The organism is Botryobacter ruber (assembly GCF_003347595.2).
Lineage (GTDB): Bacteria > Bacteroidota > Bacteroidia > Cytophagales > Hymenobacteraceae > Pontibacter > Pontibacter ruber_A.
Genome location: NZ_QCZK02000044.1, coordinates 21,549 through 35,798 on the forward strand (window position 1 = coordinate 21,549; position 14,250 = coordinate 35,798).

The 14,250-nt window shown below is 51.6% G+C and carries 11 protein-coding genes; 4 read left to right on the forward strand and 7 right to left on the reverse strand.

Annotated features, from left to right (window positions below; all coding sequences use genetic code 11):
• Positions 1 to 20: 20 nt before the first annotated feature.
• The 6 genes from DCW36_RS14495 to DCW36_RS14520 all read right to left on the reverse strand — a co-directional run bounded on the left by DCW36_RS14495 (position 21) and on the right by DCW36_RS14520 (position 6,689).
• Complete coding sequence (locus tag DCW36_RS14495) at positions 21 to 989, reverse strand: fatty acid desaturase family protein (protein ID WP_114783669.1); 969 nt, start codon at positions 987 to 989, stop codon at positions 21 to 23.
• Positions 952 to 1,707 (reverse strand): lysophospholipid acyltransferase family protein, encoded by a 756-nt coding sequence (locus DCW36_RS14500; protein ID WP_114783671.1) that lies wholly within the window; start codon positions 1,705 to 1,707, stop codon positions 952 to 954. The genes DCW36_RS14495 and DCW36_RS14500 overlap by 38 nt, the downstream gene beginning before the upstream one ends.
• Positions 1,692 to 2,666 (reverse strand): class I SAM-dependent methyltransferase, encoded by a 975-nt coding sequence (locus DCW36_RS14505; protein WP_114783673.1) that lies wholly within the window; start codon positions 2,664 to 2,666, stop codon positions 1,692 to 1,694. Before DCW36_RS14505 ends, DCW36_RS14500 begins: the two co-directional genes overlap by 16 nt.
• A gap of 90 nt (positions 2,667 to 2,756) precedes the next feature.
• Positions 2,757 to 3,764 carry a hypothetical protein gene (locus tag DCW36_RS14510; RefSeq protein ID WP_125185494.1) on the reverse strand — a complete coding sequence of 336 codons (1,008 nt, stop codon included), beginning with the start codon at positions 3,762 to 3,764 and terminating at the stop codon, positions 2,757 to 2,759.
• Positions 3,697 to 6,180, reverse strand: a complete 2,484-nt coding sequence (locus DCW36_RS14515) for a PEP/pyruvate-binding domain-containing protein (RefSeq protein WP_114783677.1) — start codon at positions 6,178 to 6,180, stop codon at positions 3,697 to 3,699. The genes DCW36_RS14510 and DCW36_RS14515 overlap by 68 nt, the downstream gene beginning before the upstream one ends.
• Entirely contained in the window at positions 6,180 to 6,689 is a 510-nt protein-coding gene (locus DCW36_RS14520; protein ID WP_114783679.1) for a cytidylyltransferase family protein, read from the reverse strand. The genes DCW36_RS14515 and DCW36_RS14520 overlap by 1 nt, the downstream gene beginning before the upstream one ends.
• A 367-nt stretch (positions 6,690 to 7,056) precedes the next feature.
• On the opposite strand from DCW36_RS14520, the gene DCW36_RS14525 reads away from it, so the two are divergent.
• The 4 genes from DCW36_RS14525 to DCW36_RS14540 all read left to right on the forward strand — a co-directional run bounded on the left by DCW36_RS14525 (position 7,057) and on the right by DCW36_RS14540 (position 13,410).
• Entirely contained in the window at positions 7,057 to 7,596 is a 540-nt protein-coding gene (locus tag DCW36_RS14525) for a TPM domain-containing protein (RefSeq protein ID WP_114783681.1), read from the forward strand.
• A 929-nt stretch (positions 7,597 to 8,525) separates the two neighbouring features.
• The gene (locus tag DCW36_RS14530) at positions 8,526 to 10,805 is read left to right on the forward strand and encodes a pectate lyase family protein (RefSeq protein WP_114783685.1); all 2,280 of its coding nucleotides are present in this window, start codon (positions 8,526 to 8,528) and stop codon (positions 10,803 to 10,805) included.
• A 197-nt stretch (positions 10,806 to 11,002) separates the two neighbouring features.
• Positions 11,003 to 12,397, forward strand: coding sequence for an MATE family efflux transporter (locus DCW36_RS14535; RefSeq protein WP_114783687.1), 1,395 nt, complete (start codon positions 11,003 to 11,005; stop codon positions 12,395 to 12,397).
• 95 nt (positions 12,398 to 12,492) lie between these two features.
• Entirely contained in the window at positions 12,493 to 13,410 is a 918-nt protein-coding gene (locus DCW36_RS14540; RefSeq protein WP_114783705.1) for a DUF5996 family protein, read from the forward strand.
• Positions 13,411 to 13,479: 69 nt separating this feature from the next.
• Here DCW36_RS14540 and DCW36_RS14545 read toward each other — a convergent pair whose 3' ends face one another.
• Positions 13,480 to 14,205, reverse strand: a complete 726-nt coding sequence (locus DCW36_RS14545) for a hypothetical protein (protein ID WP_114783689.1) — start codon at positions 14,203 to 14,205, stop codon at positions 13,480 to 13,482.
• Positions 14,206 to 14,250: the final 45 nt, after the last annotated feature.

Genomic DNA, 14,250 nt, shown 5'->3' on the forward strand with positions numbered 1-14,250 from the left:
ATATCGATGGACAACATGCCTTAAACCTCCACCCCCGTCTTCTTACTCGTATTAAATACAAAATCCACTCCACTCATTTTCTTCGCTTTAAACAAATACCGCCAGAAACCTTTGCTGTTCGGTGTGTCCTGGTCCAGTTTGCTGAGGTAGTAGGCCGGAACGCCAGGGTAGGCATGGTGCAGCTCGTGCAGGTTGAAGTTGAACAGGATAAAACGGGCTACGAATGCATTCAACCGCAGGCTGCGCGTGTAGGGCACCTGGCTGCTGTAGCTGATGGGTTTCACCTCCTGACCTGCCGCTACCGGCATATCGATGTGTGAGTGCTGGCTCAGGATGATGAGGTCTGAGAGGGCCATGCTCAGCAAATAAGCCAATCCAAAGCTTTTCAAAATCCAGCCACCCCAGAAGTAAAATGCCAGGCCATAGACCAACAGCAGGAGCGCCTGGTTCAGGTATATCGCGTTTAGTTTCTGCTGTGGGAGGTACCTCTGCAGTTTTTTAGGGCTCCAGTAGTTGCCGAGCCGGTAGCCGATGGTGAAGAGCGGCAGCCCGAGTTTCCAGCAGAGGTTGACCAGTGCCCGCACTGGTTGACTGAATTTTGGCGCGACGGTTCCTTCGGTGGTTGGGTCTTTGTCGCGCCAGCCAGTCCAGCGGTGGTGGAGGTGGTGGATGGGTGCCCAGCTCTCGTAGGGGATGAAGGAGAGGAAACCGAAGAGGTGTCCGAAAAATTTATTCAGACTTTTGCTTTTGAAGTAGCTCAGGTGCCCCGTTTCGTGCAGCAGCACAAAGCACTGGAAAAAGAATACCGCCAGCAGCAGTTGTCCCGCCAGCCAGGACAGCACCCCGTTAAACGCAGTACTTAACCAGGTGCCGGTAAATGCCAGCGCCAGGGGCAGCAGCAGGTGTGCCAGTGCCAGCTGGTTACTGGCAGGCAACGCTTTGAAGTCAGGCTTACGAAGCGACTTCTTTCTGTCGGATACCGTGTGCATCGTTGTATTTCTTGATAAAGCGTTGTCTTACTTCGTTAACATGCTGCCGCAGTTGCAGCACTTCCCAGTTTCGCGTGTCAATCGGCTCCAGCACCTCAACCCGAACTGTTCCTTTCCGGAAACTGAATTGCTCGAGTGGGTTTATTTCTTCCGGCACATGAAAGTACACCGGCACAACAGGCAACCCGCAGGTTAGAGCCAGGTGGTAAATGCCTTTGTTGAATGGCGCAATGCCATGCACAAATTCGTGCACCCCTTCCGAGGAAGCAAACACAGAACAACCTTCTGTTCTTACGCGTCCGGCAGCTGCCTGGAAAAATCTTCTGCGCCGCCTTCGGGATTTTTTCATCGGGATGTAGAGCGTGCCGATAGCCAGGGCCGATATGGTAAGCGGAATAATTTTCCGTGTTTTTTCGGAGAGGAAGAAACGCGTATTCTGCAGGCCCAGTGCCGTGATGATGAGCACATCCAGGTAATAGTTGTGGTTGAAGGTATACAGCACCTGCTCTTTCGGAAAGGCGGACGGTGGTGGTAAAATTAGCTTGATACCGAGCAGCCGCAGAATTAACCTGGAAGAGTTGGCGATGACCACGCTACGGCAGAAATCGGTAAGGAGGCCAAAGGATAGCAGCCGTAGCAGTAGCGCCAGCGTGCCTGACAGGCTCATAAGCGTCATGGCCATGATGCCGTTGTAGATGTCTCTTACTTTTTGCTGCATATAACGGTCTGCATCGAAAGGTTGAGGTATTTCTGGAAGAGCAGCACAGGCGTGAGCAGGAACTGACCTGCAAAGTAGGGCGCCACAATACGGTCGAGGTTCAGGCCTTTGCCAACCAGCCGGAAATAGGTGCCGGTGAAGAGGTAGAAGTAAGGCGGGAATGCCCCATATGGCAGGTATTCTTCCACGGTAAAGCCGTTTTTCTGCAGCAGTTCCAGGAAGGTCTTTTTAGAGTACATGGCTGTATGCTGCGGCGCCTGCACCCCCGGCCACTTATTGCCAAACAGCCGGAAGCTAACGGAGTCGAGGCGGGGCACTTCGATGATGAGTTTGCCATCGTCTTTTAGCACTTGGCGGGCCATCTGCAGCGAGCGGTTCGGGTCGTAGCAGTGCTCCAGGAAATGCCACATCGTTACCAAATCATACGAGGCTTCCGGGATGGGGCTTTCGTAAAACAGGCCCTGGTAAAAGTTGATGCGGTCGAAGCCGGGGTAACTTAAATCTTCTTTAAAATCAACGCCGCTGATGTCGCAGCCATACTTATCCTGCAGGTACAGCAGAAACGTACCGACGGCACAGCCAACGTCCAGCACCTGTGTAGCGCTGCTGATGGATATGTAGTTGCTCACCAGCTTTTCCTTGTCGCGGTCGTGTTTCTGCATGGCCCATTCGTACAGCGGCTTCAGCACACCCCAGTCTTTTTTCTTGCGATGGGCGATGTATTCGCTGTCGTAGAACTCTTTTATCTGGTGCACCGGCAGGCGTGGGTTCTGGTAAACCAGCTCACAGTGCCGGCATTTCACGTACAGGAAGTTACCTTCTTTGCCCGTCAGGTCGTCTTCCCCAACCAGGAACTTATCGTAGTCGGTAGAGCCGCAGTTGTAGCAGCTGACTTCTTCGAAGTTAAACCGTTTCGGGTTATCGAGGGTGCGCAGGTAGGTGCTGGCGTTAAAGTTCATAGGCGGAGATTATTTTCTGATGTTCTTATAAAAACACTGTTGAAACTATACTGATTCTGAAAGGAAAAATTATTGTGACATCTACCAAAATTATAACTTTCGAAAGTTGCTAAAAACGCTGTCAGATGAGTAGTAGTCTAATCCCCCTTGGCGAAGGGGGTAGGGGGATTGGAAGATACTGCAGGTAAACGTTGCTGTTTCCGGGAATTGCTCTCGCTCCAACTTGTCTGCTTTTATTTCTTCTGCCTTCCCGGTCAATCCCCCTGCCCCCTTCTCCAAGGGGGATTGGCGCTCATCCATTAACGTTAAAGAACTAGAATAGCCGGAGCTTATCAACCGAACCATCAGGAAATAAAGCAGCAGGAGGTAAGGCGCATAGGGTATGGCTGCGGTTCTTTTCAGGTGCCGCCACAGCAAAAAGAGTACCGCCAGCGCCACTACCGGCAGATATATTCCCCAGGCAGGATAGGCAAACCACAGGAGCAGATGCGCAGCCACAAAAAGCAAAACGACCTGGAATAGGGACAGCCTGAACTCGGGGTCTGACAGGCTTTCGAAGAGCAGGAAAACCGGCAGCAACGATAAACAACTCAGCGCTTGTGCAGAGGCTATGGTGGCTGGTGCAGAAGCCATATATAGCATCAGAAAACAGAGGAACGGGTACTTGAGCAGGGGCAGCACGAAGCGCCATTGCCCTTTGTGGAACAGGACGTAATAAGCAGCTGCATTAAGCAACAGGAAGCCCAGCAGCAGGAGCCCTGCCTGCAGGTGGTACATCCCCAGCAACAGTAGCAATACTAGGGCATAGCCCAGGCAAAACCGCAGCAACTGCCGGTAAGGAGCATCCAGTGTGTAGATGCGGTTCGTCTTGGCGGCGTCTACCTCTCTGCTGGCTAAATCGTCGAAGAGGCGGAACAGGTACAGGATGGCCAGGAGCAGGACGAACAGGTAAATATGCTGCAGGTGCATAGCTGTTTGACCTACGGCGTGGAGCAGCAGGAACAGGGCCAGCAGCGGGAACTTGACGGGGCTAAACCGCTGCTTCGTATACAGGAGTAGCGACTGCAGCATGTTGGTAGATTTCGCCTTTGTCGGCATCCAATTCAATTTCTTCTCCGTCCGTAATGCGTGTGGTGGCATCGGGTACGCCTACAATGGCCGGTATCCCGAACTCCCGGGCTACAATCGCACCATGCGACAGCATCCCGCCACGCTCCACCACCAGTCCGCTGATGAGCGGGAAGATGCTGGCCCAGCCCGGGTCGGTCTGCCGGGTAACGAGGATGTCGCCTTGCTGTATTTTGTGCAGCTCCATGATGCTCTCCAGCACCCGGGCCCGTCCCCGCACATAACCGCCGCAGGCCGACAGGCCTTTGATGCCGGAGCCATCTGCCGCCGTTACTTTGCGGGCCGGTTGCACCTGCTCGGGTGTCGGATAGGTGCCGGCTCTGGAGCTGAAGTCGTCGGGGTACACCAGTTGGCGGTTCTGCTCAAACTGCGCTTTGCGGGCCTGCACGATGGTTTGCAGCTGCTGCGGGAGCATATCCGAAACGGTGAGGTTTTCCGCTATTTCCTGGTACTTCAGGAAAAAGATGTCCTGTTCGTGCGCCAGCCATCCCTTCCGCTGGAAATTTTTCCCGATTTTGAGCAGGACGGTTTTAAAACGTGCATAGAGCAGCGCCTGCTTCAGCCGTACCCGCTCCCGGGCGGCAATACCTTTGGTGCAAAGCTTCACCAGTTTTTCAAACAGAGCCGCTTCGGCCAGCCCGAGCGGAAACAGCAGGCCCCGGCGCTTCACCAGCTGCTTTTTTAGCTTTTTCAGAAGTTTCAGCCGCTCCCTGTTTTTCAGTTCGATTAATTCAATAGGAGAGGTGTGGGCCTGGTCGAGGTAGCTCTTGAGGAGTTGGATAAACTTTTTGGGCTCCTCGGAAAAATTTGTTTCGGTCAGCATCAGTTCGCCGGAGCAGCGGAAGCCCCAGTGGTGGAGGTAAGTGTCGATGGCGGTTTGGATGGGGCGCAGCTTATCGTCCTGCTGCAGCACGGCCAGGAACTGGGCGGGCGAACAGGTTTGCAGCAGTTCCAGCGCCTCCGGGTTTTGCCGCAGCAACTGCACAATTTTCCAGGTTTCAGTAACAGGCTTGCTGCTCACCAAATCAGGAATGGCCTGCAGGAGCGTGTTCTGAATGCCCTGGTGCTTTTCGGGAAAATACCGTTGGCAAAACCGGCCCAGCAGACCATGAAAAATCATCGCAAAAAAATCGGCCAGCGACGCTTTGTACCAGCTGTGCATCCTGATTTGTAGGAAGCCATGGAAGAGGTCGCGGAGTTGGGCAGGACTGGTAGCGGTGCGGGTCTGGGTGTGGTAAGCATCCGCTTCCTGCTCGAAAAGGCGCACGTTTTTCTCCAGTTGCCGGAGCAGCCCGGTAAAGCTCCTCAAAAACCGCAAGCTGCTGCCCAGGCTGCTTTTTTGCCTGCCGCCTTTGTTGTCGTCCTGGTAGCCTACAAAGTTGTCGAAGGATTGCTGCAGCAGTTTTGCAAAAGGCGAGAAGCCGATGATGCGGTGGATGCTGCTCATGTTGTAATACATCTTACAGCCAAAAATACCGATAATGTTGCTGTAGTCCGGTTCCAGTTGCTTCACGGCCGCATCCGGCACCTGCAGCAGGCGCGACAGGTTCTTGAAGTAATGGTAGTAGGCATCGCGGGCAATGGAGTAGAGCAGCGGACTGATAGCAGTCGGGTAGTTTTCGTTTACGTTGGTGTTAGACCAATGCACCTGCTGCTGCGTGGCAGGCGCCGTGATAGGCCGCGCCTGCACCAGCCAAATCTGTCCGTCCTTCGCCACCCATTCAATATCCAGCGGCTGCTGGTAGAGCTGTTCCAGCTGCAGGGCCTGCCCGTAAAGCGCCTCAAACGGAAACGGGACGGCAAAGGAGATTTTACCGACAGCACGGGAACAGGAGAAGCGTTCCGGGTTTTCCTGCCCCGAAACCAGCTTTTCGCCGTGCCCCTGCACATATTCGCACAGCATCACCGGCTCCCCACCGGGCGCCTGTGTAAACAGCACGCCCGCGTAATCGGGTTCGATAAGCTGCTGCACCACCACACCCATGCCCTGCAGCTGTACCCCCGCGTGTTGCTGGTATACCTGCACGTTATCGCTGTGATACGACTGCCAGCACTTTACGATATGCTGCAGGATGTTTTGGGTATCGGCGGAGCAACAGAAGGACTGCAGCTGCCCGGCAAAAGAACCCTGTTCCGAATCCTCGCCCACGCCTGAGCTCCGCACCATATAGGCTGCCGCTCCGACTTGGGACAGGTGGTGTTCCAGTTCCGCTTCCAGCCAGTGCAAATCGGTGCTGCCGGTGGCGGTAAAATGTTCGAAAGCGCCGTTTTCTATAACAAAGCCTGCAGGAACAGGAAAACCATGTCGGGCCATCAGCGAGAGGCTGCAGGCTTTGCCGCCGGCTTCCTGTAAGGTAAGCGGGTGTTGTAGGGGGAGGATGTACATCAGAAGCTTTTCTTTAGATGAAGGGATACCAGCAACAACGAGAAAAATATGTGTGTGCCGCTACTCAGCAGGAACAGCACCACCACCTCGAACAGGGCAATGTCGCGCAGGAAGTAATACAGCAGGCAAACTCCGAAAGCAGAATCTGTTTTGTCGAGCAGCCTGAACAGCAGTTTGTTCCGGTCAGCGCTTTCGCCCGGCGCAATGCCCCTGCTGCGCTTCAGGAAAGAGTTGGGCAGTTCGGCCAGCATATACGCCAAGCCCAAAGCGGCTCCCAACCAGAAAGCTGTATCGGCAGGAATGGCTTTGGTAACAGCAACAACCAGCACCAGCACAGCCCCGTTTAACACGGGCAGCAACAAAAAGCCGCGCCAGGTTTTATGCCCGCCAAACAGCTGCCCCGATACCGGTTGTGCCAGCACCTGCAGCCAGTTTTTCTTCACCACCACCATGTGCAGGACGTTCGAAACTACCAGCGGTACTATAAGCAGGAGCAGGTGTGTTGCCATAGCGCTATTAAGGCTTTTTTTAGGTACCGTTGGTTTAGCTTAGTCGATTTATGATACTAATGTTTGTTCGTGAATAAAGGATTAAATGTAGTAATATTTTGCTTAAATCCAGTGTGTTGCGTGGTTATAAATATAGACCATTCTTTTGGCAGGGCAGCAGAGGGTATGGTGGGAGGTGCAGTAGACTTAGTTGGTGTTAAATTTTATTTTTTTGATTGTGTTGGAATTGGGAAACAGCTATATTGAATACTGAAATAAATGTAGAAGCACCTTTTTTTATAGGGAAAATCTTTTCCATACATAGTGCAGATAAGCGTATGTTTAAGAAGGTATTACTGCTATACTACCGTTGTACAATATACGAAGCATGAAAAATAAAAGACTACTAACCCTGTTAGGGCTGACTTTAAGTCTTGTCACCTATAGTTGCTCAGCACAAGAAACAGAATCTAAAAAACAGAATCTCGAATTTGTATCTTCTGATTTGAAAGAAGTCGATTTTCCAAAACCAATCGGTTATGTGAACGACTTTGAAAATCTATTTACCGCTGAGCAAGTAAAGAAGTTGACAGAAGTTATAACTCTTTATGAGCAGAAAACAACAAATGAGATAGCGGTAATAACAATCGACTCTATTGAACCATACTCTGATTTCAACCAGTATGCGGTTGATTTATCAAAAAGCTGGGGAGTAGGTAAGTCAGGGAAGAACAATGGACTTACCATCGTTTTCAGTAGCTCATTAAAAAACATACGGATTTCAACAGGAACTGGAACTGAAAAAATCTTGACGGATGAATTATGCAAAAGTATCATTGACCAATTCATGGTTCCTAAGTTCAAAGAAGGTCAATACTATGAAGGGATTGCTATCGGTCTGGCTGAACTGATGAAACAATGGAAGTAAAAGTGCATTGTACAACCACACCTTTACGGTAGCTATGCCACCGCAAAGCCCAATCCGTTAAAGTTTTTGAATCGTACCGTACCACCTTAACCATTAAAAATGAAGGGCCGCACCTCGATGTGTACGACTGGAAAGGGCATGAGTCAGGCTGGTTACCGGTAGCCAGAACTGGAGATACCAGTTTCAAGACCAGAACCATTACCGAGAAAGAAAGCGAGCAGTTCCCCAAATTTACCAGGGCTGAACTGATAACAGCGGCTAATAACTACGGGGAAGGAAACTGGGGCGAGTTAATCAGGAAACCTGAGTATGGCACCTGGACTGATGCATTTTGGATTGGTGTTGGGCTGCGGCGCTTGAAAATAGAGCTATATGCTGCCGGTGAAAAACAAACTCGTGTGCTGTTAGTATACATACCCATGGGGTGCTGAAGCCAAGTTTAGATTCAAAAAAATAACTTAACACCTTAGCATTCGAATGCCCAAACCCACCACCACCGAGTACATAGTGTTTCAAACTGCCTTCGAAAAAAGCTGACTGCACCTGCCTCCAAAGCTACAGCACCTCCTGTAATACTTTCAAGCCCAAACCTGTCTGTACCAACCAACAGCAGAACTTCCTGGAAAACAATGAAAGATGCTAAAAGAAGTGGTGGCAACTTTACACCTGCACAGCCTCCACAGCAGCGGCATCATGTATCCAGTCCGGGTGGCATGAACCAACCACAATAGCCAGACTAGTGCGCTCAAAAAAATAATTTCAGGAAGTTGTTATAAATTGAAAAAACAAACTTACATTTACTAGCGAAATCGATTGCGCAAACGGGACTGTAGAAAGGTGTTGCTTAGGTGGTTAACGTGTAAATAAGAGTCGATTGGTTACAGGAAAAAGTTTCAAAGATAAATAGTCCTCATTTTCATAAAACCATTATGCTAAAACCTTTACTTTTCCTTATCCTGTTGCTGACTCCTGTTGTTTCCCGGGCACAGGCTTTAGCTGTTATCGAATCAGGGGGCTGGCTGGAGTCGGCCTATGTGAAGTGGCAGCCCGTTGAAAATGCAGAAAGCTACAACGTGTACTACAGCGGCGAAGGTATTACCAACCAGAAAATTGACGATCAGCTTATCCGGAGCTACGGCTCCTATTTCCGTGCCGATGTGCCGGGCCTGAAAGCAGGTTCCTATACCCTGATAATCGTACCTGTAATAGCAGGTACAGAAGGTACAGCGACAGTGACCGGTTCCCTTTCGGTGCTGGCGCATGACCGAACCGGGTTTGCTTTCAGCAACGGGCGCGTTCCGGGTGCTTACAAGGCCGATGGTACCGTGAAGAGCAATGCCGTTATCCTCTACATCACGCAGAACACCAAAAACACGGTTTCGCTTGATGTGACAGGGGCCAATGCGAACCCCTGTGTGGGCTTGCAGAAAATACTGGATGGCTATAAGAAAGGGAAAGAAACGCGTCCGCTGATCGTTCGCCTTGTCGGGCAAATCACCGACATGGACAATATGCTGAATGGGGATATCGTGATCGAGAACAACAATTTTGCCTCCAGTTACATTACCCTGGAAGGCATTGGGGACGATGCCGTGGCCGATGGCTGGGGTATCCGGATAAAAAATGCTTCCAATATCGAGGTCCGTAACATAGGGTCGATGAACTGCAACAGCGATGAAGGCGATAACATTGGCCTGCAGCAGGACAATGACTACATCTGGGTGCACCATGTCGATTTCTTTTATGGGGATGCCGGAAGTGATGCCGACCAGGCCAAAGGCGACGGGTCGCTGGATGCTAAAAAATCTACCTATGTCACCTTCTCCTACAATCACTTCTGGGATTCAGGAAAATGCAACCTCTTAGGCCTGAGCGAAGGAACCACCGAGGGCTTGTACATCACCTACCACCATAACTGGTACGACCATTCCGACTCCCGCCACCCGCGTGTTCGTTACTACTCGGCGCACGTGTACAACAACTACTACGATGGCAATGCAAAATATGGTGTCGGCTCTACGCTGGGTTCGTCGGTATTTGTGGAAGCGAACTATTACCGCAACTGCAAATATCCCATGCTAACCTCCATGCAAGGCTCGGATGTTTACGATGAAAGCAAGCAGGCAAATGACTATTCCAACATGCCAACCTTCTCAAAAGAGAATGGGGGCAACATTAAAGCTTTCAATAATTACATGACCGGGCAGCGCCGCTTTGTACCGTATGGCGCTTCAGGCTATACCAATTCCACGCGCGATTTTGATGCTTATGTTGTTGCTACCCGGAACGAAAGGATAGCCGGTATAGTCGTTTCAGCCTATGGCTCCAACACCTACAACAACTTCGATACAAACCCGGCGGTTATGTATGCCTATACGCCTGATAGCCCGGAAGAAGCCAGGGAAAAGGTGATGCAGTATGCCGGACGCGTAAAGGGCGGCGATTTTAAATGGACGTTCAATAATACAGTGGACGATGCCTCTGATGCTGTGAATGCTGCCTTAAAAGCTGCGCTCGTGAATTACCGGACCAGCCTCGTAGCTGTTCAGGGTGACGGCGCACCGGTTACAGGCGGCGATGAAGGTGAAGGCGACGGTGGCAGTACTGGCGGCGTTACGGAAGGAGCTATGGTGCACAACTTTACGGTAGCAGGCAAAACCAGCACGTTCTATACCATTACCGGCAACCTTTCCGATTCCAAAGGAACGGTAGCCTATAATGGCCTTACCCTCACGCAGTGTCTGAAACTGGAGTCGTCTACGGTTATCTCCTTTACCACCACCCAGGAAGCTACCTTAACACTGGTGCTTAACGATGATTACAACGGAACAATTAAGATCAACGGAACGGACCATACTGTTAGTGCCGGAAAACTGACTAAGACGCTTCCGGCGGGTTCACACCAGATCACGAAAGGTGGTACAGCAAATCTTTTCTTTATGAGTGCTGTATATGCAGGCGCTCCTCTGGGAATAAAAAATTCAAAAGAACAGGTTATTAAGGTTTACCCAAATCCTGCGGTAAATGAAGTGATGGTGCCATGGGAGAAGCAAACCCTGTTTTTACTGTACAGCGCCACGGGAAGCCTGCTGAAAACCGGCCTTACCAACCAGTTCTTCGATATGAGCGCATTTAAAGCAGGCTTGTATTTCGTCGTGATTCAGGGGGAGAGCGGGCGCCGGTGGACGAGCCGGTTGGTGAAGCAATAGGACACTGGCTGGCCGTACTTTATTGCTGACGCCAGAGGCTGCTTTGAGTTTATATTTTGCACTGCAAAAGTAGATTCAGAGCAGCCTCTTTTTTTTCGCCTGCCTTTTTACTTCGTTTCCGGTAACAACTCCCTGACCAGAACGTAGAGAGTAAACCTTCTCCATTGCCAGCCTATTGACCAACCAGCACGACAATTATGAAAGATTTCAAAGCGCTTCTTCAGCTTGTATGGTCTGCGGTGAAAGGGAAGGAACAGGATTATACCACCCTTGGCATCAAGCGCAGCATTGTGCTGCTGGCTATTCCCATGATCCTGGAAATGCTTATGGAATCGCTGTTTGCCGTTGTCGATATTTTCTTTGTCGGGAAGCTGGGGCCGAATGCGCTGGCTACGGTAGGTCTGGTAGAGGCTGTGCTCATGATCATTTATTCGGTTGGCATGGGGATCAGCATTGCAGCCACAGCGCTTGTTTCGCGGCGGGTAGGGGAGAAGAACTACCTGGAAGCAGGCAGCATCACGTTTCAACTGATCGTGACAGGTTTGATATTTGCGCTGCTGATGAGCGTGCTGGCTACGTACTTTGCCCGGGAGCTGCTGGAGCTGTTGGGAGCGGACCCAGCTGTAGTGGTGATTGGGGTTACCTATTCCAGGGTTATTTATGCCGGAAACATCGCCATCATCATGCTATTCCTGATTAACGGTGCTTTCCGGGGAGCCGGGCAGCCACACCTGGCCATGCGCGCCCTCTGGATTGCCAACGGCGCCAACATCCTGCTCGACCCGCTCCTGATCTTCGGAGCAGGCAGCATTCCTGGTCTGGGCCTGGATGGGGCAGCCTGGGCAACGACAATCGGGCGTAGCCTGGGCGTGGTGTACCAGGCCTACCACCTGCTCAATGGCAAAAACCTGCTCCGCATTGTGCGGCAAAATCTTATGCTCAGTTTGGCGGTGGTGCTGCGTATCATCAAAGTATCTTCGGGAGGCGTAGGGCAGTACCTGATCGACTCGGCCAGCTGGATTTTCCTGACACGTTTAATTGCCGAATTTGGCAGCAATGCCCTGGCGGGTTATACCATTGCCTTCCGGGTTATCATTTTTACACTCTTGCCTGCCTGGGGACTTTCTTCTGCTGCCGCTACGCTGGTAGGGCAGAACCTGGGGGCGCAGAAAGGGAAAAGGGCGGAGCTGGCTGTCTGGCTTACGGCCCGCTATAATGTCATCTTTATGGCGGTCGTCACGCTGGTGTTTTTAGTTTTCGGAAGCCGCCTTTCCGGCTTTTTTACCGCTGAACCCGAAGTGGTTGCTATCGCTACGCAGGCACTGAAGATCATTACCCTGGGCTATATTTTTTTCGGGTTGGGTATGGTGATGGTGCAGGCGTTTAACGGGGCCGGCGATACCCGTACGCCGGCCATCATCAACATCATGGTGCTCTGGATCATAGAAATACCGGTCGCTTACCTGCTGGCAATGGCAACGGGCCTGGAAGCAACAGGGGTATTTGTTGCCATTGCCATCTGCCATTCTTTCCACGCGCTGGTGAGCTGGTGGCTGTTCAGGAAAGGGAAATGGAAGCAGGTGCAGGTGTGAGATAACATTATCTTCTTCCGGATGGCGAGACAAAATCGTGCTGCATGCGTAGCAGTAAGGGCAACAAAAACCAACTGCCCACAAAAAACTACAGCATGAGAACAGCCTGGCCCGTACTTTCTTTTCCCGAAGCAAAAGCTACCTACGAAACCCTGCACCTCTGGACACAAATCGTAGGAAAAATTAAGCTTACCAAACTACCCTGGATCAATCATTCCTGGCACGTAACGCAACTCGTGACACCTGTCGGACTGACGACGGCTGTTATGCCGGACAGGAGCTGCTACTTTGAAATTGAATTCGACCTGGTGCACCACCAACTTCTGGTAAAGACGAGTACCGGGCAAATCCGTTCTTTTGCTTTGGAAGCGATGGCGGTAGCAGACTTTTATTTCAACCTGAAGCAGCTGCTCCAGGAACTGGATATCGAGCTGAATATCAACCTGGTGCCGAATGAGCTGGAAGATGCCATCCCTTTTGACCAGGACTACATACATGCTACGTATGAGCCGGAACATGCCGAAGCGTTGCACCAGGCGCTGCTGCGGGTGCAGGATGTTTTTACCACCTTCCGGTCCGGGTTCAGGGGGAAGTGTAGCCCGGTGCATTTTTACTGGGGAGGCCTTGATTTAGCTGTTTCACGTTTTTCGGGGCGCACTGCACCCAGGCATCCGGGTGGCGTTCCCAACCTGCCCGATTGGGTAGCGCAGGAAGCTTATTCGCATGAGGTATGCAGCGGCGGCTTCTGGCCCGGCAGCGAAGGCTTCCCGCTTGCGGCTTTTTACAGCTACATCTACCCGGAGCCGGAAGGCTACAAAGACTATCCTGTGCTGCCGGAGCAGGCTTATTATGATGACACGTTGCGGGAGTTTATTCTTCCGTACGAAGTGGTGCAGCAGGCAGAAAATCCGTCAGCCACCTTGCTGGCTTTTCTGCAAAGTACTTACAACGCCGCCGCTGACCTGGCGCAGTGGGACAGGCAGGCGCTGGAGATAAATTTTAATGGCGCCTAAAGCTTCCTCTTCATAAAAAAACGCCTGCCTCTTTTGCAGAAGCAGGCGTTCTATTTGTCTTATCAAAAATCAATAATGAGAGTTCCAGTCGTTGGTGCCACGGTCGGTGTTGCCGGAAGAAGGGCCGGAACTGCTGCGGCCTGAACCATAGGTACCGCTGCGCATAGAGCCGGAGCCGCCGTAGTTACCCGAGGACGAGCCGTAGGAGCTATCGCCGAAGGTGCTGCCCCGGTGGCCGCTCGTATAGCCGGTGCCGCCGCCATAGTTTGATCCGCCGTAGGTACTGCCCATGCCGGTGCCGTAGTTACTGCTGAAGTTGCGGGTACCGTAGTTGGGAATGCCCCTGTCGGAGTGGAAAGAGGAGTCGCCGAAACCGCTGCCGTAGTGCGCGCTGGTGTTGCCGAACCCTTCGTTCATATCGCTGTTTTGGGGGTAGTACTGCTGCTGTGCATTTCGTTCCCGCTCCATGTCCTTTGCCGAACTGTAGCGGTCGGAGGTGCCGCCGAAGTCCGATATACCGTATCCCTGCCGGATGTTATCCATCCTGTTCTGGTCATTTCTCAGGTTATCGTAATAGTCGTGCTCCATGTCGTAATCCTGCTCACGGTAATCACGGAAGCGGTTGCTATTCATAAAACGATCCTCATCGGAGTGGCGGCGGTCGTTTCTATGGTTCTGATAATCTCTTTCAAACCGTTGTTTCATTTCATGATCGCGGTTGAACCGGCGGTCATCGTGGTCCCTGTCGTGCTCGTATCTGCCGTAATAGTTACGGTCGTTGTCATATCTTTCCATAGCTGTTTTAGTTAATGAATTTAATTTGTACTTGATAACATTCGT